The sequence below is a fragment of the Coleofasciculus sp. genome (genome assembly GCF_046539235.1).
Lineage (GTDB): Bacteria > Cyanobacteriota > Cyanobacteriia > Cyanobacteriales > Coleofasciculaceae > Coleofasciculus.
Genome location: NZ_JBKHHI010000012.1, coordinates 1 through 25,902, shown reverse-complemented (window position 1 = coordinate 25,902; position 25,902 = coordinate 1). Strand labels below are relative to the sequence as shown.

The window sequence follows — 25,902 nt, the reverse complement described above, 5'->3', positions numbered from 1 at the left end:
ACTACAAAACAAATCTATTCCACAATTTTAGCTGTGTCAGTCCAGTATTAGCGTTACCTGCAACGTTTCTATATGGCGAGGAATTCCGAAAAAGGAGACCTATCGGGAGCAGTAGCAGATAATGGTGAGCGCAGTTGAACGCATTGAGCAGGACTTAGGTAAGATGGAGGAAGCGATCGCATATCTGGCTTCCCAACTTCACGACAGTTACGCTACCTATTTGACTGTTTTGGGGCAAACAGTGCAAAAACAGTTGCCAGAAAAGATACACCCAAGCACTTTAACAGTGGTGGGTTAGGGCGGATAGTTGATTAAATGGGTACCGCCTTAATCAAAGTCCGCCTAACCCACCCTACGTTTTTTGGGAAAAAGGATACCTATTGGGAGCAGTAGCAGATAATGGTGAGCGCAATTGAACGCATTGAGCAGGACTTAGGTAAGATGGAGGAAGCGATCGCACATCTGGCTTCCCAACTTCACGACAGTTACGCCACCTATTTGACTGTGTTGGGGCAAACGGTGCAAAAACAGTTAATGCTGGCAAGTTACCAGGTTTGTACTCAAGGCTATCCCGATGCCTTTTTAAGTTTATCCTTCAATCAGCGCCAAAATTTACAGCAAGCCTTGCGTCAGATTGGCAAGGAAGGACAAGATGAGTTACTTTTACACCTACAGCTTCCTCAAGACCTATCCTTAAGCCGGGACGATGAACTAGAAGACGAGGATGAGGAGTTAGAACCGCGGGTGGAGTCCACAGAATCCTCGGCGGAAACGACGACAAACCTATCTCCAGATTCAGCCCTCACCCCCCAAAAACCGATTCTGCCGGATCAACTGCTACAGTGGCAAGAGATGCTCGAAGACCAAATTGCTCTCACCTTGCAAACAGTTTCCGTGGAGACGAATCATCTTTTACAACAAGAGGGTATTATTCCTGATAAACTACCCCCAACTGTTCTGGAAGCGGCGACCAAAGCGGATGCGGCGGGTGAAAGCAGTCCGGGTTCAAATCTACTCAACCTTTTAGTCGAAACCCAAACGCCGGAGGATGACGATGATTCAACCCTAACCCGAATTATTGCCGTTAACCTGCGCCTATCCGAAATTGAGTTTACAGAACCGCAATTGGTCAAAGTGCGGAATCAAATCCGTAACCTGCTTGCCCATACCACTAAATTTCAGCGACAATATCGTAAAAAACAACGGGAGTGGGCAGTAGTTCAAGCTGAAGCCGCATGGCGGGCGAGTTGGTTTGAGGATTAGTTATTTGTCATTGGTCATTTGTCATTTGTCATTCATAATTCAGAGATTGTGGGTACAGAATTTCCAGATTGGACACGATTGCAAAAAGCGCTGGCGGTGGAAGCCGAAAAGGGCTTTACTGATTTGCTGGGGAATCAGTACCGTTTTAGTGAATTTCTCTGCTTGAGTTTTGGCAAGACACCTGATGGACTTCTCCCGGTGGAACGGCGCAAATGGCAGTCCATTGCGGCGGAATTTGGACGGTATAATCATAAGACTGTTGAAGACCGTCAACATCTAGTGGCAGATACGCGACAGTTTCTCTACAAGCTGCAACAGGAACTTCAGCACCGGGAACGGGAAAAGACTCATCCGCATCAAACCCCGACGGTTAAATCTCCCCAGACTACGCCTCTGGCGGCGGAAACCTCCAAGTTAAACGTTAATTTTACCCTGGACTCACCGTTGTCCGAGTTACCCGATATTGGTCGTCGCCGCAGTGATTATTTAGGGCGTTTGGGAGTATATACGGTGCGAGATATGCTCTACTATTATCCGAGGGATCATATTGATTATGCCCGTCAGGTGAATGTTAAAGAGTTAGTCGCCGGGGAGACGGTAACGGTAGTGGGTACGGTGAAGCGTTGTAACTGTTTTACCAGTCCTCGAAATAAAAAGTTATCGATTTTTGAGTTATTACTTAAAGACAGTACGGGTCAACTTAAATTAAATCGCTTCTTTGCCGGAAATCGCTACAATCATCGCGGTTGGCAAGAACAACAAAAACGTCGCTATCCGGCGGGGGCGATTGTGGCGGCGTCGGGGTTGGTGAAAAAGAATAAGTACGGGATTACTCTAGATACCCCGGAAATTGAGGTTTTAGACCATTTGGGTGGGAGTATTGACTCCTTGAAAATTGGTCGAGTTATGCCTGTTTATCCTTTAACAGAAGGGGTACCCGCCGATTGGGTGAGACAGGCGGTGATGGCGGCGTTACCTGCGGTGAATCAACTGCAAGAGCCGTTGCCGAAGGGGATGCGCCAGCAGTATGATTTGATGGGAGTCAGTGATGCGATCGCGAATCTCCATTTTCCCCCAGATACAGATACCCTCAGCCGTGCCAGACGCCGCTTGGTGTTTGATGAGTTCTTCTATTTACAATTAGGATTTCTCCAACGGCGGAAAATGCAGCAGCAAGTTCAATCCAGTGCTATTCTCGCGCCCACGGGGAAACTGGTTGATCAATTTTATCACCTACTGCCCTTTGAACTCACCTGTGCCCAAAAACGGGTCGTCAACGATATTCTCAATGATTTACAACAACCCACGCCGATGAATCGGTTAGTCCAAGGGGATGTGGGTTCCGGGAAAACCGTGGTGGCGGTAATTGCAATTTTGGCGGCGATTCAATCCGGGTATCAAGCCGCATTAATGGCACCAACGGAAGTGTTAGCAGAACAGCATTATCGTAAATTAGTCAGTTGGTTTAATTTACTCCATCTGCCCGTCGAATTGCTAACGGGTTCGGTGAAGGTGAAGAAGCGGCGGGAAATCCATTCCCAGTTAGAAACCGGGGAATTACCGCTATTAGTGGGAACTCATGCGTTAATTCAAGACCCAGTGAATTTTCAACGCTTAGGATTAGTGGTGATTGATGAACAGCATCGGTTTGGCGTAGAACAACGGGCGCAGTTGCAACAAAAGGGACAATCCCCCCATGTGTTAACCCTGACAGCTACACCGATTCCTCGGACGTTGGCGTTAACCTTACATGGGGATTTGGATGTGAGTCAGATTGATGAGTTACCACCAGGGCGTCAAAAAATTCACACATCGGTATTAACTGGGAAGGAACGCCAGCAAGCGTATGACTTGATGCGGCGGGAAATTGCCCAAGGGCGTCAAGCGTATATTGTCCTACCGTTAATTGAAGAATCAGAGAAATTAGATGTGCGATCGGCAGTAGAGGAACATCAGAGACTATCTGAGACTATTTTCCCACAATTTCAGGTGGGATTGTTACATGGACGGATGAGTTCAGCAGAAAAAGATGAAGCGCTAAATGCGTTTCGGGATAATCAGACACAAATTATTGTTTCGACAACAGTAATTGAGGTAGGGGTAGATGTTCCGAATGCAACGGTGATGATGATTGAAAATGCGGAACGGTTTGGCTTGTCGCAGTTACACCAATTACGGGGGCGGGTGGGACGCGGTTCTCATCAATCCTATTGTTTATTAATGAGTGGGTCAAAAACTGATACCGCGCGTCAGCGTTTGGGGGTGTTGGAACAGTCCCAAGATGGCTTTTTTATCTCGGAGATGGATATGCGATTTCGCGGTCCTGGGGAGGTTTTGGGGCGGCGTCAGTCGGGGTTAGCGGATTTTGCTTTAGCCAGTTTGGTAGAAGACCAAGAGGTGTTGAATTTGGCAAGAGATGCGGCGGAGAAGATTGTGCTGGAGGATAAGGCGTTGGAGAGTTTGCCGTTAATTAAGGCGGAGTTGGATTATCGGTATTCTAAGTTAATGGGTGGGGCGATTTTAACCTAATGTAGAGACGTTGCATGCAACGTCTCTACCATAAGATGCATCCTAACCGCTATGGCGATTACTATACAGCAGATTTCAGGTTGATGAGGTACAGTATCTAAGCAAGATCCCCCACTTCTTGAAGAAGTCGGGGATCTATCTGTGTACCTCACTGACTTGAAAAGCGCTGTAATTCTGCTATGGTGTTGGGTTTCACTATCGTTCAACCCAACCTACTGAAGAGACACAGCTAAAATTGTGGGATAGATTAGGTTCGTAGTAGGGGCTTTAGCCCCAATCCAAGTTTTCTTTTCATAAGGCTAATCCACCAAATAAGGTGTGCCGAACCACTACGATTTATCTACTATAGAGGCGTACCCTAGCGCATCTCTACAAAATTTTACCCATCCCACTACAGTTAAAGTACCATGCCCTCTGTCTCCTTTGAATCTTATCTCCAATCCATTCAAAAAAACCGACAAAAAGGAAGTGAACGCAGCCATTACCCCGCCTTAAAAGCCTTACTGGATGATCCGGCTAATGGAATTGATGCCGTAATTGAAGAAAAAGGCAACAAAGCCGGGATTCCCGATTTTACGGTAAAGCGGCGAGACTTGCTTGTGGGTTATGTGGAAGCTAAAGATGTTGGATTAGATCTCAATTCCATTGAAAAAACAGAGCAATTGCAGCGTTATCTAGAATCGTTCCCCAATCTGGTGTTAACTAATTATCTAGAGTTTCGCTGGTATGTGAATGGAAAGCGGCGACTGAAGCAGGTATTAGCCGATATTAACGACAGTTGTAGAGACGTTGCATGCAACGTCTCTACGGAAAAGGTTGCCGCCCTGTTGGAGCATTTTCTCAACTATCTGTGATCTCAACATCTTTCCATAATCCTTTTAAATGGGTTTGACGCTTGGTATTCTGAACTTGATGAGCCACGAGTTTTCTTAAAGCTTCTAATTCTTGTTGGATGGCTTCAATCCGTACTAAAACATACTCACTCATTAATCAACACATCCTCGTGTTTAAAAGTAAACGGATGCCGTTTCACCAAAACGCGATCGCGGTTTTTACTCCCTCTGTGCCAACTGTTACTAACCTCTAGACTTATCTATCTGTTCCGAGCATCCGGCTACGTCTATTTTACTGCCCCAACTAAACTTGAGTCAATTCAATGACTTGGGTTAATTGTGCTGACTTTTCACGGGAAGCCTAGAAAATTGCATCGGGGCGGGTTTAGTCAAAGAAAAGGTGCAACCGAAAAGATAGTAGTGAAACCCGCCCCTACACCATCTCCCACTCTTCCATTCAAAACATACTTCCTTTTTGCCACATACCGTGAAAACGAAGGTTAATTATGCCATAACCAAAAGGTTAGTTAGTAGATACGCGATCGCACGACAGCAGCCAACGCCAGGAAATAAACTGACGTAACCTAAAACTCAAGTAAGAATGGATCTTACTGGGTAAGTCTTTCAACCCGTTTTAAGGGGTTTAAGCTTTAAGAGGAGAACTTTAGTTCTAGGCTTACTTTATGGCGAAGACTTCTGAGAACTAATTCCGTCGCACAGATCGCGATCGCTCTCCTCAAGACTAGGGTTATTCTGGAGATAATCCCGTAGGCGATCGCAACTACGCTCAATGAGCTGATTGGGCGGCAAAAGCTCCACATCCCAAAGAATCACGGTGTTATCATCAATCGCCGAGGCAATGAGTTGACTCTCAGATTTAAATCTCACCTGCCAATCCAAATCCCTTGGTCCTGACAGGGTATGGAGCAACTCACCGTCTCGATTCCAGAGTTTGACGGTTTTGTCTTTACTCATTGTGGCAATAATCTTACCATTGGGGCTGAACGCGACTCCGTTAACCTCATCAGTATGATCGTCTAAGGTTTCTAGTAACTCACCGTCTCGATTCCAGAGTCTGGCTGTCTTGTCTTTACCCACTGTGGCAATAATATTACCATCTCGGCTGAACGCTACTCCGTTAACTTCACCGCTATGTCCGTTTAGGATTGCCAGTGGCTTGCCTTCTCGATTCCAGAGTATACCCTCGTCGTCCCAACTCGCCGTAGCAATCAGTGTACCGTCTGGGCTAAACGCTATTCCCTGAACCTGATCCCGATGTCCTTTCAAGGTATCTACCAAGGTGCCATTGAGTTTCCAGAGTTTGACCGTTTTATCCTTATTCGCCGTGGCGAGGATTTGGTTATCGTAGCTAAAAGCGAGGCTGTTAATCTCCTCCGTCTGCCCGACTAGAGTGGCTAGAGGAGTGCCGTCAGCCTGCCAAATTTTTACCGTATTGTCGAAACTTGCTGTGGCTATGAGTGTACCATCGGGGCTAAAAACAACTTTGTAGACGCCCGACTGATGCCCTTTTAGAGTTTTTTCCAAAGTGCCATCAGTTTTCCAAAGTTTGACATTGCCGTCTTCACTCGCTGTCGCAATCCTCTGATTATCCGGACTGAAATCTATACTATATATCTCCTCAGAATGATTTTTGAGGATTCTTTTGTTCAAGCTTTTATCCTGCTTCCAGAGTTTGACCGTGTTGTCTTGACTTGCTGTGGCGATCATCTCACCATCAGGGCTAAAATCTACACCAAAAACTCCATCGGTATGCCCTTCCAGAGTTTCCAGTAATATACCCTCTTTTGTACTCCAGAGTTTAATCGTCTGATCCCAACTTGTCGTCGCAATTCTCTTACCATCCAGGCTAAAATCGACTCGAATGACCCGATCCCTATGACCGTTGAGCGGATGAAGTAATTTACCATCAATGTTCCAGAGTTTCACTGTATTATCCCGACTTACAGAGGCAATCATTTGACCATCGGGACTAAATGCCACTCCAAAAACGCGATCGCTATGGCTTTTATCTTCTGCTAAAGTTTCATCTCTTAGGGTACGGAATGGTTTGTCATCCGTCGTTCTCCAAAGTTTGACTTTCCCATCCCAACTCGCTGAAGCAATGATCTGACCATTGGGACTGAACGCTACTCCGTCAATTACATTTTCATGTCCTTTCAGAGTATTTAGTAATTTTCCATCTTTAGTTCTCCACAGTTTGATAGTTTTATCCCCACTTGCTGTGGCAATAATCTGACCATCTGGGCTAAAAGCGACACCAAAAATTCCATCATTATGCTTTGTCAATGTGCGTAATAAAGTTATATCTAACGTATTATCGACCTTCTTCTCTAGCTTCCAGAGTTTGACTGTATTGTCAAAACTTGCTGTGGCAATGATCTTGCCATCCGGACTGAAAGCTAAACTATTAATTTTCTCTTTATGCGCTTTTAGAGTAGACATTAACTGACCATCAGGCTGCCAAAGTTTAACCGTATGGTCAAAACTTGCTGTGGCAATAGTCTTACCATCCGGGCTGAAAGCAACTTGGATGACTGCATCCTTATGACCTTCGAGACTGTTGTATTCTTGATACTCTTTAAATCCCGAAACTGCCCGTTGTAAGATCTGTTCAATGTCACGCTTTATTTCGGCTTTGGATTGACCTAACTTTGGCAAGCTTTGCCATGCAGTTATCGCTCCTTTTAGTGCATCCAGTTCTTGATTATTGGCAAAGAGTGTTTCGGATTTTTCAATAATCTGTTCAATTTCAGCCATTTGTTTTTGTCGCCACAATCCCCCTAGAAAGAAAAGCCCCAATCCCCCTAGGAAGAAGAGGACGAGAAAAGAGATCAAGCCTGTTGCCATTAGTCTTCGCTGAAATCGCACTTTTTGCTGCAAAACTTTATTAAGCTGGGCTTGAGTGCGTTCCAGTCTCTTCCGTTCTTGCTCTCGTTCTTCTCGCTCGGTTTGAATTTCACTTAATAAACCAGCAATTTTTTGTTTGCGGACAAAGGAAGCTAAATAGTCATGAACTAGCTGATAATATTGAGCGGAATGTACTCGCAACATTACCACTAAACCTGATTCCACAAGAATATTTAATACTAAACTGAGTCGATCGGCTTCTGCTGTATCGCTTCCTAAAAATAGCTCTTTTTTTAAATTGGTTAAACTTTTTAGGCGATGACAATCATCCTCATCATTCAACAATTTGAATACCCCTTTACTTAAATCATCAATAGTTTTCAGGGGGCGAGGATTGTTCTCATCGGTCAACAAAAACAGAACTAATTCAGCAACACTTTCGTTTTTCTGTCCACAGTCTTTAATCACATCTTCTAAGTAGCGCTGTACCAGTTTACCTTTGTATTTATGGTTTTGATACTTGGCTAGAGTTGTGATGTCATAAGTACAGAGTTGAGCGCCCATAATCTGTAACTCAATCGGACGAACTTCTCCAAGGGGTTCATTGTGATCTAGCTCCTTCACCAGTTCATCAATTAAAGATTCCTCTATAGAAAACTGAGAACTTTGGGTCAGTTTCAGAAAAATAGACTTGGTTTCTGGTGGCGAAAAATTACCAACATAGAAAAGAATATTTTTCGATAAAATATCATTGTTGATTGCGTCAATAGGATTTTTCCGAGACCCTTGCAACAACAAGTGCAAATACTCTTCTCGTAAAGAAATAACGACTTTCACAGACGAACAATTTAGGCAGTCTCGCAAAAATTCAAAAAAAACTTGACATTCCCTAGGATTTGAGCAAACAAAGAAAAACTCTTCAAGTTGGTCAAAAATGAGAACAGTAAGCAAATTACTCTGTTCATTTTCTTGGAGTTGTTCAAGAAGTTCGCCTCGCGATCCCCCATGTTCTACACTCAGGCTGGTTTTAACGCCTGCTACTACCAAAGCCCTAGCGATACGTTTCCCTAATTCTCTCTGCCAATTGGTATAAGTTCTCAACGTAACAGGTAAAACCTTGCGAGTGCCAATCATCGTCTGTTTGAGGGCAGGAACTAAGCCAGCTTCCACCATTGAACTTTTACCCACCCCTGACGGACCATACATGATAATAAGTTTGTGACAGGTATCGCCAATCCACTCAATTAGCTTTTTAATATCTTTATCTCGACCAGAAGCGAAAATTTCCTCGGCAACGGTTGGCAAATGGCGATATTGATTCAGCACCAGCTTTGCTTGTCGTTCGGCTTTTAATTGTCCCGCGCCGATGAATGCCCGAAAACCAAATTGATGCTCAATTGAGTAGCGATATTGTTTAACTTTAAACGCTTCTAAATATTGACCTTTATCAAAGTATAATGAGCGCAATTCCTTCAGCATCTGAATGTAGAGTTGAGGATTTCCTCCCGCATCGCTTGCCTTGGCTTTTTTTAAGCAACTAATGGCTTTCTCAAGCTGTCCTATCTGCTCCAGGCTTCGTGCCAGAATCAGCAGATACCAGCATTGATCCTGGTGCTGTTCAGCAGGGAGAGTATCCAGAATGTGTAGTGCTTTCTCTGCTAACTCTTTTGCCTGAGCCGAATTTTGCCTTTGTAGAGCAACGTGCGCCAAAAATCCATAATCTTGGGCAAGCTGCACGCTTGTACCATGGGTTTCATGTAATCGCTGGGATTTTTTGGCTAATGTTTGGAGTTCATCCCATTGTTCCAAATATTGCAGGACTTGGCATAACTGATTGATAAACCGAGCAACTAAATCGCCACGTTGTACCTGCTCAAAAAGATGCAAACAGTCTTCAAAATTATATCGCGCCGTCTGCCAATAATCGAAACGTTTGGAGCGCTCCAGTTGCGCCTGACGTTCATGACACAACCCGATATAAAACAGTAATACTGCCTGTCGCAGCCGATGGTTACTTTGTTGCCAAAATGAAAGGCTTGTTTTATACTCAGCTAAAGCCTTGTCTAGGCGATCATTTGCGTAGTCATCTCGACCCCGAACAAATTGTAAGCAAGCTTCTAAATCGGGAGTTAATGTCTGATTGCAATGGTCTAAATCTCTCAACGCGGCATCCAGTTCCCAGGGATAGCGGGAACCGAAAATTGTCTCATTACTCAGAAAACTTTCGGCACCCTTATCCAAAACCGAGGCAAATAGGCGATCGCTTTCTTGTCGCAGCACCTTCAGCAGCTCATCGGTAGCGATCGCAAATCCTGTGTGCTTTGCCCAACTTTCGATATCGGGGACTAGGCGAATCAATTTCGGCACGATCTGATCATTGACCCAGAGGATTAGCGGGAAGGGACAATACTTGCGAAACTCTTCCCGCACTCGGTTCATTGAAATCAATAGAGCATCAATATCCTGCACTGACTCTAAGCCTAAAACCATCACCGCCGCAGGTGTTTCCTCTGCCAACTCCTGTTGAATTTGGGAGTAGAGTTGATGCACATCGGGTTGGAGAATAATTTCTCGGATCTCAACGGAGCAGATTTGGTGAAGTTGCTGCACCAGCCGCTTTCTTAAATTAGTGTAGTTGCAGCGAGCCAACATCAGGGAAAATTGCCCTTGAGACATGGTAATCGCCCAAGCGAGTTCCTGTAGTGACTTTTGATTATTGACCTCCGGTTGTGCTGAACAAGACATTGGGCTCATTGCTTCAATTCCTCCGCATCTGCCAAGATTGGATTGATCGCAAACCACGATCCTTCTTTGTCGCAATATTCATACACGAACATGCTGCGAATCAGCGTTTCGTATCCATCATCACCCGCCGTTTTTTTCTCTTGCACAACTCGACGCAGTAAGTCCCACTCATCATCAGTGACTGCTAATTTTCGCCCGTTGCGAACTTCTTGAATCACCTCTTCCAAACTGTTACGGGAAATAGGTAATCCCATCTCCTTTTGGATAGAGTTGTTCAACAGCCGTAGCAAATTCCGCACATGGCCACCACTGATCCGACATAAATGATCTAATGTCTCTGGCGGATCAAAAATTTCGCTAATTTTGCTCAGACGTTGCTCCTGATCCAGATCGGGGAATGCCCTTGCTAATACCATCTGTCGCAGCAATTTCATCCCCTGTTCACATTCACTTCCATCACGCAACTGCACCTGCACCATCGGCAGCACTTTAGGGTGTTTAAATCGCTGAAGCAACGCGCCAAATTCATTGGAGAACCTCAACCCTAGGGGTAAAGTATAAATCAAATGGCAGTTGAGTCCGCGTAACTGCTCACCTCGATCGACAAACAGATAGGCTTGCTGGGAACGTCCCCAAGGTTTGGCAGTACTATTCACTTTGTCAAGATCATCAACAATGACTACCAGTCCTGTTTTACCGCACTTTTTCAGTTGTTCAATACCGGGTTCTAGCAGTTCAGAGTTAATGGCTTCGATAATTCCATTGGTGCGTGCTTCGAGATATCCCCTTAACTTATTGCGGAACTCAGGACTGGCTTTGGCTCTGGCGGTAATTTTGCCCAGTAATGGAGCGACTAGAGAAAATCCTTCTTCCTTACCCACCTGAATTTCGCCGATCCCAGGAATACCTAAGTTGACGGAAAAATCCCCCTCTGTGCTGGCTGTCATGTCACCCACCCCACGAATTGAGGCTTCAGCAGAAAGCTCAATCTCGGTTTGCAACAGCGTCGCCACTTTCTTGAGAATATCCTGAGTGGTTGTGGTTTGATCGCGTTGAAATTGGTCTAGGCTTTCACTCACATGAGCCGCGATCGCCAGCAAAATATCGCTGACATCCACATCTGCCATTTCCAGGTTTTGATCGGAGTCAAAGTAAACGACATGAAAGCCTTGCTGCTCCAATTCGGCTTTGAGTTGGAGTAATTCCGTAGACTTGCCACAACCAACATGTCCAGTAAATAGCTGGCAAGTGGGTTGATCCGGCGATAAAATAGCGATCAGATTCTTCAACTCTTTGATAATCTGTCCGCCCCGTACTGACGAGAAATCGATGTAATAGTTTTGGTCTTCTTGAGACTTGTCTACGAATAAGGGTTTGTCGGGGTTTGTTGCTTGAAAAAATTCCTGTAAATCCAACGTCATGATAAAATCAATTCATCTTATTCGGGAATATCTGTGTTGTGGGAATATACTGACATACTAACTGAAATAGTTGGTTTCCGGATTCTTTGTCATTTTTTTTAATAAAAATATATCTCAACTGAGCATTTACAATAATGATGTCTATATACTCTCGTTGGGCAAGTCTACATCAATATCGGCTAAATAAGACTCCAGTTTTTACCGCATTGATCGCATAATAATTAACAAACAGCTACAATTCTTAAAGATTCAGGGATTTATCGCTTGCTTGATCCATTGATCGCACCCCATAGTATAATGCCATCGATTTTGCGGATCACCGCGCAATTCCAGGTGATCAACCTCTACAGGTTCAAGTAATAGGAGACAGAAATTAGGCAACGGTTGCTCTGGATCAGGTGGCGGTTGGGAAAATGCCTGATCCCCCTCTACTCTAGGTTCACCCGGATTAGACCAAGCAAATTGCACACGCGCTGCATTACTAAGCCCTTCCCAGGTTGTTTGACGCTCATTTTTTAGGGTCAATTCCGGATAGTCTTCTCCTACCAAAATCAGCTTACCCCTTAACCGGAATTGTTCGCGAGTATTGGGGAAATACCAGCAGATTTCTGCTCCAGCATTATGATTAATTTGTTCAATTTTTTGACTGCGAGCATCGGTAATAATTTTTAAGGAGTTATCGAAAAAGCCCCGAAAAACAACCGTGCGATTAGCCGGATACCCATCTGGACAAACAGTTGCCAGTTGAAAGTACCGAGCATAAGCTAAACTGCGGTTGCGGTGAAGGGCGCGAGATAGGGGAACTCGCCAAGGAGCAATTGACATGGTTTGAAATGATGAATGATCCTTCTACTGATATTTCACAAAATAATCAATATGCTGAGCGACAATTCCCGGTACCGTTTCTGCTATGTCATTTCCGGCTTGGTCAATTATCTGTAATTTAGTATTAGGGCTATGGTTGGCATAAGCTTGAGCGTGATCAATCACTTCAAGTGAGTCTTGTCTTCCTTGAAGAATCAACGTAGGGATATCTAATTCGGGTAGATGTTCTTGTAATAATTCGGCTTGAATTTCCACCCGCCGTCGCCGGAACAACAATTGACAGGCTGTCGGGGATTGTAGCAATTGTTGTCGCTGTTTTAACGCTCTCTCAATATCTTTGTGGCGCCCAAACAGCCGCGCTAGAGGTAAGAGCGATCGCAGAATAGTATAGGCAAGGGGGGGACGCCCAACTAACCACCTCAGCCACTGCCAACTTTTCCAGTTTCCATCGTCTCGAATTCCTTCAGGCGCTAATAACACCAATCCCTGAACCTGTTCCGGGTGACGCAACGCATAACTAGCGGCAATCCAAGCCCCTAAGGAATGACCAACCAGGTAAACTTGGGGAAGGTGTAACGCCTCGATAAAGTTGAACAAACACTCAACCTCTACCTGAATCGAGTAGTGCAGTTTCGGGCTTTCTGAGTCGCCAAATCCTAATAAGTCAAGGGCAAAGCAATGATAATCTTGATGTAGGTACTCAATTAGGGGTAGCCACTGACTACTATCGCTCCAAGACCCGTGTAAAAATATAAGAGTGGGTCCTTGTCCCACTTCACGCCAAAAGACTTGCCCCAAAGGTAGCTTAATTCGGGAATTCCGTAAGGTTAAATTCATCCTAGTTGCCGGGTGTGTCCAAACTCAACACTTAAAGTAGCAGGCTACGTCTAGCTTTCAAAACTTAACATTAGGCAACAGTGGTTTTACCGTCAAAATAGTCCTGCAACTGTCGCCCATGATCATGACTCAGGTTGCCCATGGGGATCGCTGAACGTTCAAAGGCTTGAACTGCCGTAATTTCCCACTCATCGTGTATCTGCATCGTTCCCTGAACCTCCGCTTCGACTACAACACAAACCGAATGAACTCTGGGATCGCGATCGGCGGCTGAGTAGATTCCCACCAATCGGCGAATTGCCAGCAACTCTAGTCCCGTTTCTTCTGCCAACTCCCGCCGCACGGTGGTGGGAATGTCTTGACCCCAATCCACCATCCCTCCAGGTAATCCCCATTTTCCGTTATCACGACGCCGAATCAGTACAATTTGTCCATCGGGTAAAACGGGGATAATACTTGTACCGAGGACTGGATGGCGGAAAATAATCCCCAATACCGTTTGGACAAAATACCAAATACGACCCATGGATTCAGATGGTTATGGAACAGGTAAATGACTGACTACAAACTGTTATCATAATCTGATTCTTACCGTTAGTTAACCCGAAAAGACATGATGGGTATCATTGAAAATCCCAGCCAAGATACACTAGGATAGGGCAAACTGGGTTGGATAGTATAACACGGCTAATATAGACAAGCCCCAAGTAACCCCCTTCTTGCTTAGACACTGGACGAGGCAGAAAGCGGGGGATTAGGGCTTGCAGCAGTAGCCTAAATACCTAGGTTTACCGATAATAGACTCAAAGATTTCCATTGAAAAATCTATGGGTAGATTGTTGTCTATAGGGGAAGCCGCCGCCGTCAAGGGAGTGTCTATTGACACCTTGAGGCGATGGGAGAAAGAAGGAAAGATTCAGTCGATACGAACACAAGGAGGACATCGTCGCTACGATATCGACGATTTGATTGATTTTCCAGAGAATCGCAAAACGGTTGCCTATGCTCGTGTTTCAAGTCATGACCAGAAAAATGACTTAGAGCGACAAGCACTAGTTTTAGAGGCTTACTGCCTGCACCATGGCTACAATTTTGAGATTATCAAGGATTTAGGCTCTGGACTCAATTACAAAAAGCGAGGACTACAAAAGCTACTCCAGCTTATTATGGACGAGCAGTTAGACCGACTGGTGATTACTAACAAAGATAGGCTGTTAAGGTTTGGGTCAGAACTCATATTTAGCTTGTGCGAATACGCAGGCATAGAAATAATCGTTCTGAATCGAAAGGAAGATTCGAGTTATGAGGAAGACTTAGCTGCCGACGTACTGGAGATTATTACGGTATTCTCCGCTAGGCTGTATGGTTCGCGTTCAAGGCGCAATCAGAAGATTTTAGAGAAACTAATTGAAGTAGTTGACGACAAGGGTAAATCTCAGTAAATTTCGTAAAACATAGATTTATTTCAACCAGCTTTGTGAGTAGATATATCGAATGATAATCTCAATCTACCACATTGATGTTGGGGGAGTAAGCGTGTATCCCAGCACCCAATTAAAAATTAGGGTGCGGGTCTTCTTATTGCTCCCCCTTTCCCCCCACAGTTAGATAAATTGCCCCTAGCGCTAAGGTGGCTTGTCTCCACTTCTCTTTACCAACGTGCTTGAGGTCCAGTCCAAACCTGGTTAACCACTTGACCATACACAATCGGTTCATCGTCAAAGGCGAGGGTGGTTTCACCTTGGAAATCAACTGACCACACGGGCCAACGGTTATCACCAAGTTCACCGACGCGAAACAGAACCTGATCCGGATGGGTGTGACTCCACCCCAATAACACAGCATGGGTATAGTCAATTGGCTCAGGGGCGACGGTATACGTGCGATTTTTCTGGCGATCCCAAATCACGGCATAATCTGAAGCAAAGGATGTACTGAACAAGCCTTCAAACTGTCGTGCTAAAAGGCGATCGCTAGACGGTGACCAAGAAACAGGGAGCAAAATAGCAAATGTTCCTGGCATATCCGCATCTTCGTTACTGACTAAAGGATTATCAGATAAGGGAGATGAAGCCGTGAGCGTTTGCAAATCCCCGGTCTGCAAATCTTCTAGGAACATCACACTAGTCACCCGAGAGCGATAGAGTTCAGGTTGCCCTTGCATGGAAATGCGGCTATAGGCAGCATATTGACCGTCTGGAGAAATCAATGATTGGCTGCGGTAGTAGCGTAAACCAAAGGTTTCACTCGCCGCTAGTTCCGCTTGAGTCGTCAATACCCAATTCCAAGGGACAGGATGAGGACTATCGAGAGGATCAATCTGCTCTACGGTCTCAATCATATCGGGAGCGATTTCTACAGTCACGTCGGGATTCGCTGGGGAAGAAGACACCGATGGGGGGTCGGTTTCTAGAGGGAAATGGGCGGGTTCAGGGGTATGAGCCTGTTGAGCTTGGGTAGATACGTTAGAAGTCATCAGTAGCCAAGGAGCAAACAGTAACAGGTATGGTTGTGAATAAAACCATCTGAATAAGCGGACTATTATTTTGAACATCGATATAGGTGAGGTTGCTAAACGGTGCGTCTTGTGTGAGGAGCAACGTTTTGGGAACTATGGCAGTGTGCTTTAGTCTATGTATATCAAGCTAAGGAACCCTACAACTCAACCTTTTTACGAAAGTTTTCACTTATGCCTGGAGATTAGGGATTAGGGAAAAGTTTTGAGTTTTGAGTTAACTCCCTCATCTCCCTCATCTCCCTCATCTCCCTCATCTCTCCGTCTCCCTTGTCTAGTTAGAGGTGGTGATAAACTTCTGGCAAGTGGCATGATCGAATTAATGGATGTATTGGTGTTATTCTTCTAAGGTCTGAATAAAATTCAGGAAAATCGGTGATTCAATCCGCTCATTCAGCAGATAAAACGACTTCTGCCTCTTCGAGGTCTCAACGCCCTTGGTTTCTCGTTTTTATATTCCGAGTGCTACTATTGGGCGTCAGTGGCGGCTTAGCCCTAATTGTGGGCATTGTCCTTGCCACGTTCTATCCCAGAACCAACCCAGAAAAACCCTTTTTCCTCAAAATGGCAAGCCATTTTGAAGAGCAGATGCCAGTCGTTTCTCCCCATACTACCCCAACATCGATACCAGAACCGACAGGTTCGCCACCTCAACTTACTCCTGTACAGAGACAACAGGTGCAAGCCCAGCTTACCCAACTGCAAGGTCAACTGCGATCATTGAGTGAGGAAGTTGCCACATTAGAAGCCCAACTGGGCAGTAGTCGCCCGAATGAATCCTTAGAAGCCCGATTGCAAGCGATCGCGCTGCAACTAGAAGGCGTTCAACCTCCCCCTGAAGAGGCAACATCCAATGGGAATAATCCGAATGCTACTGTAATGGCAGCTTCATCGGACTCATTCGGTTCTAGCCAAACCTTGAAGGTGACGTTACCGAGTGATGTTTTATTTGAGGGTAACAACAGCCTACTGCGTCCAGAAGCAGGCTTGATTTTAGACAAAATTATTGCAGATTTACGTAACTATCCGTCAAGTACCATCCGCATCGCCGCTCATACAGATAGCCAGGGTGAACCTGAGGATCATCGCGAACTGTCATTTCGTCGCGCCAAAGCTGTGGAGCAATATTTCGCTCGTGCTTTGGGGGATGATTACCGCTGGTTAGTTGTCGGTTATGGTGAAACTCGTCCTCTTGTGGCAAATGATACCGATGCGAATCAGCAACGCAATCGCCGAATTGAAATTGCTGTTGAGTAAAATTGTTATTCGTCATTCGTCATTTGTCATTTGTCATTCGTCAGTTTTTGCCTGAAAGTTAAAATGAACGTTATTTTCTTCGGTACACCTCAATTCGCTGTACCTACTTTAGAACGCTTAATCAACCATTCAGAATTTAATGTTCTGGGTGTGGTAACTCAACCCGATAAACGTCGAGGGCGGGGAAATAAACTATCTCCTTCACCGATAAAAACTCTGGCGCTAACCCATCAACTGCAAGTCTGGCAACCCAAACGGGTGAAAAAGCATGCAGAAACCCTAAGCCAACTCAAACAAGCTGAGGCAGATGTATTTGTCGTTGTCGCTTATGGACAGATTCTGTCTCAAGAAATTCTCGATCTGCCCAGACTTGGCTGTGTGAATGTCCATGGTTCACTGTTGCCGAAATACCGGGGAGCCGCCCCAATCCAGTGGTGTTTGTATCATGGCGAGACAGAAACTGGTGTTACTACCATGCTTATGGATGCTGGAATGGACACGGGACCCATGTTACTGAAGGCTCACACACCCATTGGGCTATTAGACGATGCCCATCAGTTAGCTGTAAGACTGTCGGATTTGGGGGCGGATTTGTTAATCGAAACGCTGCTGAAGCTAAACCAAGGGGATGTGGAACCCATCGCCCAAGATGATTCCCAAGCGACGTATGCGCCCCTGATTCAAAAGTCGGATTATGCTGTTGATTGGTCACGATCTGCCATAGAAATACACAATCAGATCAGAGGATTTATACCAAATTGTGTCGCCTCATTTCGGGATCAATCACTGAAAATCCTGGCAACTGCTCCTCTGGGAGAGGCTTATTTTCCCCAGTTACCTACAGATTTAAAGATTCCGGAGCAACAGTGGTTGTCTGTACGAGAAGCCTCTGGGCATCCTGGAGAAGTGGTGAGTATTCTGAAGGGAATGGGACCGATTATTCAAACAGGTGAAGGATTGTTGCTACTGCGCGAAGTTAAGCTAGCTGGTAAACGCGCTCAGTCTGCTGGGGATTTTGTCAATGGTATGCGGGTAGCTGTGGGAGAGGTTTTAGTTTCACGTCAAGGCGATTGAAATCGCTGCTACACAAACAAAGTCCGCCTACGCGGACTAAAGAGAAAATTAATAAAGGAAAAAATTCAAGCAAAGGTAACCGCTAAAAAATATCTATGCAAAACTATGCAAGATACGCCGTCACGCGGTAGGACGACTTCCTGTCGGACTTTCACCGACCTCTCCAAACTCCCTGAATGGGATTGTCAGCAGTCGATGGCGAAGAATCGCTCCGTGCTGTGCGTAACCTGGAGTAGACTGTAAGTCTAGGCTGACAAAAGGAGTGGCGAGATGAGCCTTTGAGGAGTTTCGCCACTAACCGCCAGTGTGACCAGACGTGCTTCCTTGATTCCGTTTCTTGGTAGGCTGTTCTGGCTGGCAGTCTTTCAGACAAAAACATTCCACGTCGCGCCAAGACGAATGCGGCGGCCGTGGCAGAGTTCATTCCATACATGGACATGAACTTAATTAATCCAATCCAACTACTGTAAGCTGGATTGACCTCAATCACTTGGATGCCTAGCTTGAAGCATCTGGCTTTTAGTAATTGAACAAACTTTGAGTAAGCAAAGTTACTCAACATACGGTTGTGTCGAACACTTAGTTCGCGCAACCGTTTTTTCTTGTCACTAAAGTCGAGCTTTTCAACAACGATGGGGCGCTTATACTCCAAGGCTAAGTTGGTAAGTTGGGTAACAACGTCAACCAGGATAGCTTCGGTGCGTCCTTTGGGTTGAGACTGAATATTGACTTTGATTTGACCAAAGCCATCCAAATTTCCATCCTTGTCAGCTATTGCCCAGCCGATACAGCTCGGATTGAGGTCTACACCAATAGCTCCCCAAGAAACTGGTGCAGTTATTCTAGGCGCAGGTTCGACATCAAAGGTAATATGGATTTCCCATTCTGTTAAACTTTTTTGGATGAACCGATAGGTCAACGCTTGGCGATTATACCAAGCTGTTGCCAGCAGGTCTGTCCCATGTTTGGGTAAACGAATCGGGAATTGGATGTATTTCCCATATCGATTTAAGAGAGCATAGGGAACTCGAATATGAAGTTCCTTACCGATTAAGTCCAACTGACAAATTTGATTTCCATAAGATTCATCTTTGGAGCCAATCATCTCCACTGTATATTTGTTGCCCAAGTTTACGTGCAGAGGAGATGTCTTGATGTGGGATATCTTCTGCCTTAACTTGTGGGCATACCGTTTTTTCTGGTGGAGTTTAACTTGGGCTTGCTTGTAAAGGGTTAAATGATGAGCGCACCGCATTGAGCAAGCGTCTGGGTACTTGGGCTTCAGGGACTTGGGAACTTTCTTCTTCTTCCCTCGGTTCACCTGTTCTACAGCTTGCAGATATTTGCGGTGCGCTTTAATCTTCTTTTCTAGATTCGTGATAACTTCTGTTGTGTGCTTGAGCTTGCCTTGCAGTAACTCCAAGTGGTTGCTACGGCATTCAGATGCGGACTTAACTGCGCCTTCGACATAAGCGATAATGCTGTTTGCCTGCCGCTTATTGATATTGTGGTTTTGCTGTAGCTGAGTATTCAGCTTTGACTTATTCGGAGGATTTTGTTCTAGCAGTAGCTTCAAGCACTCAATCTTGGCATCATAACCGACGGTCGCCGCGTCATTCAAAAACGCAACCGCCCACGGGTGGGTTGTTGTATTGACATAAGTGCGGGACTCGGCTTGGGTCATCGAGAGAAACAAATCTTTGTTTACTAGATTTTACAGAGGTTTATCCGGGGTGTCAACAGCTTCAATCAGCTTCTCCAGAATCTTCTGGTTGCGCCTTGAACGTGAACCATATAGCCTAGCTGAGAATACTCTTTTGGTCATGACTTGAAACACGAAATATGCAATCGTTTTGCGATTTTCCCTAAAATCAATAAGCGTGTCGATGTCGTAACGCCGATGCCCTCCATCTGTTCGCACCGATTTAATCTTGCCTTCTTTCTCCCATCGCCGCATGGTATCTACCGACACCCCTTTGACGGCAGCGGCTTCCCCTATTGACAATAATCGACCCATAGATTTTAAAGCAAAAACCTTGGAGTCGATTATCGGTAAACCTGTGTATCTTGCCTACTGCAAATAACCCCACAAGAGTGGGCTACCTTTGCTTACCCTGCTATTTCAGAGCAGGAAAGGAGTCAGTTAACTAATACCAATCTGGAACGACGTCTTCTGCTCCTTCACCCCCTACACCGATGCCTGTGTAGAATATGTCAGCATTACTGATGGTCATATCCTGCATTGATGCGCCATAGACGTTGGCATCGTAAATCGTGGCTTCTGTAAAATTAACCCGGTTTAAATTGGCTTCTTTCATATCCGCATTGGTGACAAAAGCGCCTGTCAAATTCGCCCCTGCCAAATTTGCCTCGCGTAGATCAGCACCTTCAAGGTTCGCGTGGCTCAGGTTGGCACCTTGCAGATTCGCCTCTCTCAAGTCAGCGCCAATCAGATGGGCACCTCTGAGATTGGCTCCCGATAGATCGCAGTTTGCACAGGCTCCAGTGGATAATAACTGTTGCACATGAAGTGGATTTTCAGCTTTGACGGAGCTAGCGAACACGAGGGGAGTCAGTAAGGTTATCATTGCTAGAATCTTATGTTTCATAAGTTCCCCCTTTATTTTCAAGTTTTTTCCGTTCTTTACCTCACAATTCTATTATCTCATTAAATGAGCCTAAATGTAAATTATACCAAGGAGATACACTGTAAATTCAAGGTTTCTTCACAGAAGCAATTTCCGGTGAAAAATACTCCTTAAGGATGAAAGGGATTCTCTCGATATTTCTCGCTATTCTATCCACAGACCCGATCATGCCTCTGCCTGGAGGGGGGGAGATGATTACAAAACTGTTACATTTTTAATGAATCAGCCGAGAATTCTGAATGATGAATCCCTCATTTTTCTGCCGTGCCACGTTGCTTGGTCAACTGGTCAATTGTATCGCCAATGACGGCGGTTAAACTGTTGCGGGTTTGGGCGTGATTAGCTTGCTCGATTTTTAAGGCATTGATCAGGCGATCGCGCTCCATCATCACCTGGATCAGTTTTTGTTGCACCTGTTCTAGGGTTTGCAGTTTTGCCACTTCCTGTTCAATAGCAGAGGTAGCGTCGGGATCTTGAGCTTTGAATTGAGCCTTCTGCTGTTGCAGTTGCTGAACTTCAAGTGTGAGGGCGTCGATCTGTTGTTGGGCGAGTCGGGCTTCAGCGCGGCGTTGCTGGGCTTCAGTATTGTAGAGGCGACGCCAGTTAGCCGCAGATTCATTGGCAGCATCGCGATCGCGAATACTATCGGCGAGTTGCTGTTTCAGTTCCTTGATTTCGGCTAACCATTGTCTGACATCGTTGCTCATCGCAGACTGCTCCTGTAGGGGTTTCTGGACAAATAGGGAGTTGTGTAGATCCCTATACTGACTCCTGTTTATATTGAAGGGTCTAAAAATTTGGCACAGTAAGGGTGAACGATACTGCTAGCCCACCCATTATTTATGCTACGTCCCCGTCTACTCCGTTTCTTACATTTTTTTCGTTATCTGAATCTGGCAACCCTGAGAATCACCGTCAGTCGTGCCTTAAAACATCGGCTCTTGAGTTTGTCCTCTCAGATGGCATATAACGCCATGTTAGCCCTGTTTCCCGCAATTTTGGTGATTTTCACCGTGATTGAGTTATTCAAACAATTTTTTCCTTGGACGAATCCTGCCGATCAGCTTGGTGAAGTAGCGCCAGAACAGGCGATGCAACTGATGCGTAATTTTGCCGATGGAATTAACCTCACAGACAATCGGGGTTTATTTTCCTTAAGCTTCATTATGGCAATTTGGGTGTCATCCGGGGCGCTGAATGCGGCGATGAATGCCCTTGACCAAATTAATCAAATTCCCTCAGAAAAAACTCGACCTTTTTGGAAAGCTAAGTTAATTGCTATGGGTTTGACTCTAGGTAGCGTTTTACTCCTATTCATCGCCTCATTTATCCTGTTTATTAGTAACTGGGCGGTCAACTTGGTGGAATATAAAAGTATTGTAGTCATCTTGTTGACCCTCTTACGGCTTTTAAGTTGGCTCATTGCCTTAGGCTTGGTTGCCATCGTCTTTGCGATTATCTACCGCTTTGGCATCAGCCACTGGCGTCAGGGAACCCCGATTATACCTGGAGCCGTTTTAGCTGCCGTATTATGGGCGATTGTATCTGGCGTGTTTCGGAATTACGTGGCGTCGAATTTCAGCAATTATCACAAAATTTATGGTGCTTTGGGGGCAGTGATTGTTTTACAGCTTTGGTTATATATGACATCTCTGGTACTTTTATTAGGAGATCAACTTAATCTTACAGTAGGAGAAGCAATGCAAGCGGCTAAAGAGCGCTCAATTGAGAAAGCTGAGTTAAAAGCAATATCTGAGATATCCGAATCCAAAATCCAATGACCCATAATTCTAAAACGTTTACTCTCCGGCGTCTGCGTCGGTTGAGCCATTTGCTCGACAATGCCATTCCCATTCCGGGAACACCATGGCGTTTTGGTCTAGATCCTGTGTTAGGTTTGTTACCCGGAGCAGGTGATTTTTTAGGAACAGCGTTCTCTGCCTATATCGTACTCGAAGCAGCACGGATAGGTATCCCGCGATCGCTATTAGGACAAATGGTTATTAATATTCTTTTGGATACAGTCATTGGTTCTGTACCCGTCGTGGGCGATATTGCTGATGCAACCTGGAAAGCAAATGCTAAAAATATCGAACTGCTGGAAACGTATTGGGATAGTCCTCAACCTGAAAAACAGACGGATTGGTTTTTTCTGGTCTGGCTTTTGCTAGGGTTACTTATAGCCGTAACCATTATCGCTACTCTTAGCTTGCTGGTCATCAAAAGTTTTTTGGCAGTAATCAACGGTTAAAAAATTAGCAGATATTTATCACACACAAACCCTCTCGACTCTATTGCTATCAATACTATGTAGCAGTCATAAACCTTTAAACAGTGGCATAAAATATACACTCTGGTTCCTCATTACTATAGATATAGTCATAGTCAAATGTCAAAAAATCTAGATTGCAGCTTATCGAAAATCCTAAGTTTATAATTGTTTGATGGGTAAAAGTAGACAAAACTAATTCAATAAGTTTCTTTTCTGAAATATTGGGCTGCTTGATATAGTAATCGCGCTTAGCAAAAAATAAGTTTTTATTTTTCGGGACAACAATTCCATTAATTTGATGAGAATATTGGATAGGCTTAATATAATTTCGGATAAAACTTTCTTGATTTTTCTGCAGCTGATACAATCGCTCATGTTGTAGCCAGCTCATCTGAAATATCATTTTGATCACTTCACAGCCCAAAATATAATTGAAAAGATTATGACGTTCTTCTGGACTGTGAATCAGTCGCAGCACAAACTCTAAATAGAGTTCGGGTTCTTTTTGTAAGGTTTGTGCTGAATGAATACAAAATTGTTCGATATAGCTGTTTAACACCAAAGGATTGAGTTCTTTTTCAATACAGAATTTTCGCCAATACTTTGTAACTAGCTGAAGGCGGATTCGATCTTGCAAAATCTCCTCCACCAAGCTATCAGCTACATAATCATCTAAAAAACCCGTCAACTCAGCTTGTATTTCTGGTGAAGTCGCACAGATTAAATAACAAAGGGACATAATATGCTTTCGCTGATCTGAGGGAAGGGTATTTGCCCATTTTTTTACAGCTAATGTAATCTTCTCTAGGACGCCAATCCCTTGAGTTTCTTCTAGACTGTTCGAGTTCTTGGTTAGCATCGTTGAAATTATCATAAACAATGGTTTTAGCGGTCGCGGTCGGGGAAATAATCAATTTAACAGCATTTTTGCGGATCTGCCAACTGATCGCTTATCTATTCCGTCTCCACTTTGATTACAATTCTTAAAAAACAGCAAAATTTTTGAACAGCGCCATTAGGCTAGATTCAACCCTTTACCACGCCCTTGAATATATCAGTCCCAGTCTCTTAGTGACTTATTAGACAATTACTTAACCCTGTCTGTCAAGCCTTTCTATGGAAAAATTTAGATCTCAGAGGAGAAGCTTTAATTTTTTTTACAATCCTTAGGATTTTTCAGTCTAGATGACAACAGCAACTGAAAATTAGGGTATCAATGTCTAAATCCGATCAGCAAAGAAAAATGCATTCTGGTTCTGAGTTAAAAATAGAGTCATAGTCAAACATAACAAAATCAAGATTATGGCTAATAAAAAAGCCAAGGTTACTGACTTGAGCTGTTGTAAAGGTAGACATTAGCAACTCAGTTAATTGTTTATCTCTAATATACGGCTTTTTGATAAAGTAATCCCGCTTAGCAAAGAAAAGGGTTTCGTCTTTAGGGACAACCAGACCATTTAAGCGATGGGTATGCTGAATGGGCTTAATATAATGGTTAATAAAATATTCCTGGTTTTTCTGTAAACGATAAAATCGCTCATGTTGCAGCCAACTCATTTGGAAAAGCATTTTGATAATTTCACTACCTAAGATGTAATGAAATAGATTATTCCGCTCTTCGGGATTATTAATGAGATGAAGAACAGATTCTAAATACTCAATGTCCCGATCAGGTTTGCTGCGTAAGTCTTGGGCAGAATGAATGTAATACTGTTTGATATAGCTTTTCAATGCATTATTCGTGAGTTTTTGCTTGATGTGGAGTTTTTTGAACGAGCGAGTTACCCAATCTTTAGGGGCTTGCTCTTGCAGGAGTTTTAACACTAAGCTGTCTGCCGTATAGTTATCTAAAAATTCTGCTTGTTTATCTAAGGAAACCGTACAGATTAAATGACATAGAGATAAAATATAGCGTCGTTCTTCCCCGGATAAAGCATTAATCCATTTAAGAACTTCTTCAGGGATGAGTTCAAAGATACTTATAGTCTTTAGGTGTTCGGAATCAACGGGAATTGTAGGGTTTAATGTAGTCATAACCTGAAGCTGTCATCATTAGGGAAACAACAAGACTCTATTCGCGATCGCGTGAGGATGATTCTTCTCCTAGAGATACTACCGCAACCTAGAAAAATCAACCCCTGTTTCTCTTGAGTCACCAGCCTCCTATCCGAGTGCAGCGCTGTCATTGGTTTGCGATCGCCTTAAGTGAGAGTAAGGGTGTGAGGGCTATTCCCTCACTGACTATCTGCCTTTATCTTACAGATCCGCTACTAGGGGCAGGACAAAAAGTACGCATTTTTTATCATGGAAGCATTTGCCGAAACTAGAGACAGGTTTATGTCATGATTTTTTGACATAAGCAGCAGCAGTCTCCCTTTCGACTAGGCGATTAAAATCGCAGCTACACAAACAAAGTCCGCCTGCGCGGACTGGATTATAGAGAGGGTAGTCAACCCGGATTTGATATCAAAATGAGATATATTGACTACAATCTAATTCTACTCAGTCGATTGCCAGCCTTCCATCATTGCTAGCAAAATATTAATTAGGGGATGGTCAATTGCTTCTTTGAATACTTCAGTCCCTCCCTTTTTTAAAACATTCAGTATCCGCGCTTTCAGTGGATGATTATTCTGGATTTCTTCAGAGGCTTTTGCCACCACAGCCAATTTCTCTTTTTCAGTTGTGGTTGGATAAGTTTTGCCGAGTTGGTCTAAGAGTTGCTGAATCTCAGTGGCAGCTTGGGCTAAATCCTGTTTAAATGCATAGTTGTGAATAGTGCCACCTATCTGATCTCCATGAACTGTTTCAGCAA

The 25,902-nt window shown here is 44.4% G+C and carries 21 protein-coding genes and 2 pseudogenes; 9 read left to right on the top strand and 14 right to left on the bottom strand.

Translation table 11 applies throughout. From position 1 onward, the window contains the following. The first annotated feature begins 121 nt into the window (after positions 1–121). The 4 genes from ACLFWI_RS02725 (at position 122) to ACLFWI_RS02710 (ending at position 4,646) form a co-directional block, all read left to right on the top strand. The gene (locus ACLFWI_RS02725) at positions 122–298 is read left to right on the top strand and encodes a hypothetical protein (RefSeq protein WP_446411634.1); all 177 of its coding nucleotides are present in this window, start codon (positions 122–124) and stop codon (positions 296–298) included. Positions 299–399: 101 nt separating this feature from the next. Further along, complete coding sequence (locus ACLFWI_RS02720) at positions 400–1,263, top strand: hypothetical protein (protein WP_446411633.1); 864 nt, start codon at positions 400–402, stop codon at positions 1,261–1,263. Positions 1,264–1,311: 48 nt separating this feature from the next. Next, the gene (gene recG / locus ACLFWI_RS02715; protein ID WP_446411632.1) at positions 1,312–3,792 is read left to right on the top strand and encodes an ATP-dependent DNA helicase RecG; all 2,481 of its coding nucleotides are present in this window, start codon (positions 1,312–1,314) and stop codon (positions 3,790–3,792) included. Between the two features lie 407 nt (positions 3,793–4,199). After that, positions 4,200–4,646, top strand: a complete 447-nt coding sequence (locus tag ACLFWI_RS02710) for a hypothetical protein (protein WP_446411631.1) — start codon at positions 4,200–4,202, stop codon at positions 4,644–4,646. Here the strand turns inward: ACLFWI_RS02710 and ACLFWI_RS02705 are convergent. The 6 genes from ACLFWI_RS02705 to ACLFWI_RS02680 all read right to left on the bottom strand — a co-directional run bounded on the left by ACLFWI_RS02705 (position 4,633) and on the right by ACLFWI_RS02680 (position 13,847). Then, on the bottom strand, positions 4,633–4,779 hold the full coding sequence (locus ACLFWI_RS02705; protein WP_446411630.1) for a hypothetical protein: 147 nt from the start codon (positions 4,777–4,779) through the stop codon (positions 4,633–4,635). The two genes, ACLFWI_RS02710 and ACLFWI_RS02705, sit on opposite strands and share 14 nt — an antisense overlap. A gap of 527 nt (positions 4,780–5,306) precedes the next feature. After that, complete coding sequence (locus tag ACLFWI_RS02700) at positions 5,307–10,247, bottom strand: WD40 domain-containing protein (RefSeq protein ID WP_446411629.1); 4,941 nt, start codon at positions 10,245–10,247, stop codon at positions 5,307–5,309. Continuing rightward, on the bottom strand, positions 10,244–11,659 hold the full coding sequence (locus ACLFWI_RS02695) for an ATP-binding protein (protein ID WP_446411628.1): 1,416 nt from the start codon (positions 11,657–11,659) through the stop codon (positions 10,244–10,246). Before ACLFWI_RS02695 ends, ACLFWI_RS02700 begins: the two co-directional genes overlap by 4 nt. Before the next feature lie 249 nt (positions 11,660–11,908). Then, positions 11,909–12,484: an Npun_F5749 family FMN-dependent PPOX-type flavoprotein gene (locus ACLFWI_RS02690; RefSeq protein WP_446411627.1), complete on the bottom strand. Its 576-nt coding sequence runs from the start codon at positions 12,482–12,484 to the stop codon at positions 11,909–11,911. 24 nt (positions 12,485–12,508) lie between these two features. After that, complete coding sequence (locus tag ACLFWI_RS02685) at positions 12,509–13,321, bottom strand: alpha/beta fold hydrolase (RefSeq protein WP_446411626.1); 813 nt, start codon at positions 13,319–13,321, stop codon at positions 12,509–12,511. Positions 13,322–13,391: 70 nt separating this feature from the next. Then, complete coding sequence (locus ACLFWI_RS02680) at positions 13,392–13,847, bottom strand: NUDIX hydrolase (RefSeq protein ID WP_446378242.1); 456 nt, start codon at positions 13,845–13,847, stop codon at positions 13,392–13,394. Positions 13,848–14,148: 301 nt separating this feature from the next. Between ACLFWI_RS02680 and ACLFWI_RS02675 the strand changes: the two genes are divergently transcribed. After that, positions 14,149–14,763: an IS607 family transposase gene (locus ACLFWI_RS02675; RefSeq protein WP_446411625.1), complete on the top strand. Its 615-nt coding sequence runs from the start codon at positions 14,149–14,151 to the stop codon at positions 14,761–14,763. 209 nt (positions 14,764–14,972) lie between these two features. Here ACLFWI_RS02675 and ACLFWI_RS02670 read toward each other — a convergent pair whose 3' ends face one another. Next, positions 14,973–15,797, bottom strand: coding sequence for a hypothetical protein (locus tag ACLFWI_RS02670; protein ID WP_446411624.1), 825 nt, complete (start codon positions 15,795–15,797; stop codon positions 14,973–14,975). Positions 15,798–16,211: 414 nt separating this feature from the next. Between ACLFWI_RS02670 and ACLFWI_RS02665 the strand changes: the two genes are divergently transcribed. After that, positions 16,212–17,093, top strand: coding sequence for an OmpA family protein (locus ACLFWI_RS02665; protein ID WP_446411623.1), 882 nt, complete (start codon positions 16,212–16,214; stop codon positions 17,091–17,093). Positions 17,094–17,156: 63 nt separating this feature from the next. Next, positions 17,157–18,167 (top strand): methionyl-tRNA formyltransferase, encoded by a 1,011-nt coding sequence (gene fmt, locus ACLFWI_RS02660; protein WP_446411622.1) that lies wholly within the window; start codon positions 17,157–17,159, stop codon positions 18,165–18,167. Between the two features lie 151 nt (positions 18,168–18,318). Here the strand turns inward: fmt and ACLFWI_RS02655 are convergent, their stop codons facing one another. The 4 genes and pseudogenes from ACLFWI_RS02655 to ACLFWI_RS02640 all read right to left on the bottom strand — a co-directional run bounded on the left by ACLFWI_RS02655 (position 18,319) and on the right by ACLFWI_RS02640 (position 21,522). Then, entirely contained in the window at positions 18,319–19,851 is a 1,533-nt protein-coding gene (locus tag ACLFWI_RS02655) for an IS200/IS605 family accessory protein TnpB-related protein (RefSeq protein WP_446411621.1), read from the bottom strand. A 121-nt stretch (positions 19,852–19,972) separates the two neighbouring features. After that, positions 19,973–20,184, bottom strand: a pseudogene (locus tag ACLFWI_RS02650) (IS607 family transposase); the annotation flags it as partial. A gap of 130 nt (positions 20,185–20,314) precedes the next feature. Continuing rightward, the gene (locus ACLFWI_RS02645; protein WP_446411620.1) at positions 20,315–20,776 is read right to left on the bottom strand and encodes a pentapeptide repeat-containing protein; all 462 of its coding nucleotides are present in this window, start codon (positions 20,774–20,776) and stop codon (positions 20,315–20,317) included. 290 nt (positions 20,777–21,066) lie between these two features. Further along, positions 21,067–21,522, bottom strand: a complete 456-nt coding sequence (locus tag ACLFWI_RS02640; protein ID WP_446411619.1) for a hypothetical protein — start codon at positions 21,520–21,522, stop codon at positions 21,067–21,069. A gap of 135 nt (positions 21,523–21,657) precedes the next feature. On the opposite strand from ACLFWI_RS02640, the gene ACLFWI_RS02635 reads away from it, so the two are divergent. Next, positions 21,658–22,596 (top strand): YihY/virulence factor BrkB family protein, encoded by a 939-nt coding sequence (locus ACLFWI_RS02635; protein ID WP_446411618.1) that lies wholly within the window; start codon positions 21,658–21,660, stop codon positions 22,594–22,596. After that, positions 22,593–23,066, top strand: coding sequence for a DUF4112 domain-containing protein (locus tag ACLFWI_RS02630; protein ID WP_446411617.1), 474 nt, complete (start codon positions 22,593–22,595; stop codon positions 23,064–23,066). Before ACLFWI_RS02635 ends, ACLFWI_RS02630 begins: the two co-directional genes overlap by 4 nt. 76 nt (positions 23,067–23,142) lie before the next feature. Here ACLFWI_RS02630 and ACLFWI_RS02625 read toward each other — a convergent pair whose 3' ends face one another. From ACLFWI_RS02625 to ACLFWI_RS02615, 3 genes and pseudogenes are all read right to left on the bottom strand, one after another. Further along, complete coding sequence (locus ACLFWI_RS02625) at positions 23,143–23,946, bottom strand: cobyrinic acid a,c-diamide synthase (RefSeq protein ID WP_446411616.1); 804 nt, start codon at positions 23,944–23,946, stop codon at positions 23,143–23,145. A gap of 371 nt (positions 23,947–24,317) precedes the next feature. Beyond that, positions 24,318–25,121: a hypothetical protein gene (locus ACLFWI_RS02620; RefSeq protein ID WP_446411615.1), complete on the bottom strand. Its 804-nt coding sequence runs from the start codon at positions 25,119–25,121 to the stop codon at positions 24,318–24,320. 464 nt (positions 25,122–25,585) lie between these two features. Beyond that, positions 25,586–25,902 (bottom strand): annotated as a pseudogene (locus tag ACLFWI_RS02615) (pentapeptide repeat-containing protein); the annotation flags it as partial.

Coding starts and splice junctions, on each gene's coding strand:
- ACLFWI_RS02655 (WP_446411621.1), bottom strand. CDS start 19,851: ATGACCCAAGCCGAGTCCCGCACTTATGTCAATACAACAACCCACCCG.
- ACLFWI_RS02675 (WP_446411625.1), top strand. CDS start 14,149: ATGGGTAGATTGTTGTCTATAGGGGAAGCCGCCGCCGTCAAGGGAGTG.
- ACLFWI_RS02685 (WP_446411626.1), bottom strand. CDS start 13,321: ATGAATTTAACCTTACGGAATTCCCGAATTAAGCTACCTTTGGGGCAA.
- ACLFWI_RS02635 (WP_446411618.1), top strand. CDS start 21,658: ATGCTACGTCCCCGTCTACTCCGTTTCTTACATTTTTTTCGTTATCTG.
- ACLFWI_RS02640 (WP_446411619.1), bottom strand. CDS start 21,522: ATGAGCAACGATGTCAGACAATGGTTAGCCGAAATCAAGGAACTGAAA.
- ACLFWI_RS02690 (WP_446411627.1), bottom strand. CDS start 12,484: ATGTCAATTGCTCCTTGGCGAGTTCCCCTATCTCGCGCCCTTCACCGC.
- ACLFWI_RS02700 (WP_446411629.1), bottom strand. CDS start 10,247: ATGAGCCCAATGTCTTGTTCAGCACAACCGGAGGTCAATAATCAAAAG.
- ACLFWI_RS02705 (WP_446411630.1), bottom strand. CDS start 4,779: ATGAGTGAGTATGTTTTAGTACGGATTGAAGCCATCCAACAAGAATTA.
- ACLFWI_RS02620 (WP_446411615.1), bottom strand. CDS start 25,121: ATGACTACATTAAACCCTACAATTCCCGTTGATTCCGAACACCTAAAG.
- ACLFWI_RS02720 (WP_446411633.1), top strand. CDS start 400: ATGGTGAGCGCAATTGAACGCATTGAGCAGGACTTAGGTAAGATGGAG.
- ACLFWI_RS02710 (WP_446411631.1), top strand. CDS start 4,200: ATGCCCTCTGTCTCCTTTGAATCTTATCTCCAATCCATTCAAAAAAAC.
- ACLFWI_RS02725 (WP_446411634.1), top strand. CDS start 122: ATGGTGAGCGCAGTTGAACGCATTGAGCAGGACTTAGGTAAGATGGAG.
- ACLFWI_RS02625 (WP_446411616.1), bottom strand. CDS start 23,946: ATGCTAACCAAGAACTCGAACAGTCTAGAAGAAACTCAAGGGATTGGC.
- ACLFWI_RS02645 (WP_446411620.1), bottom strand. CDS start 20,776: ATGAAACATAAGATTCTAGCAATGATAACCTTACTGACTCCCCTCGTG.
- fmt (WP_446411622.1), top strand. CDS start 17,157: ATGAACGTTATTTTCTTCGGTACACCTCAATTCGCTGTACCTACTTTA.
- ACLFWI_RS02680 (WP_446378242.1), bottom strand. CDS start 13,847: ATGGGTCGTATTTGGTATTTTGTCCAAACGGTATTGGGGATTATTTTC.
- ACLFWI_RS02670 (WP_446411624.1), bottom strand. CDS start 15,797: ATGACTTCTAACGTATCTACCCAAGCTCAACAGGCTCATACCCCTGAA.
- ACLFWI_RS02695 (WP_446411628.1), bottom strand. CDS start 11,659: ATGACGTTGGATTTACAGGAATTTTTTCAAGCAACAAACCCCGACAAA.
- ACLFWI_RS02630 (WP_446411617.1), top strand. CDS start 22,593: ATGACCCATAATTCTAAAACGTTTACTCTCCGGCGTCTGCGTCGGTTG.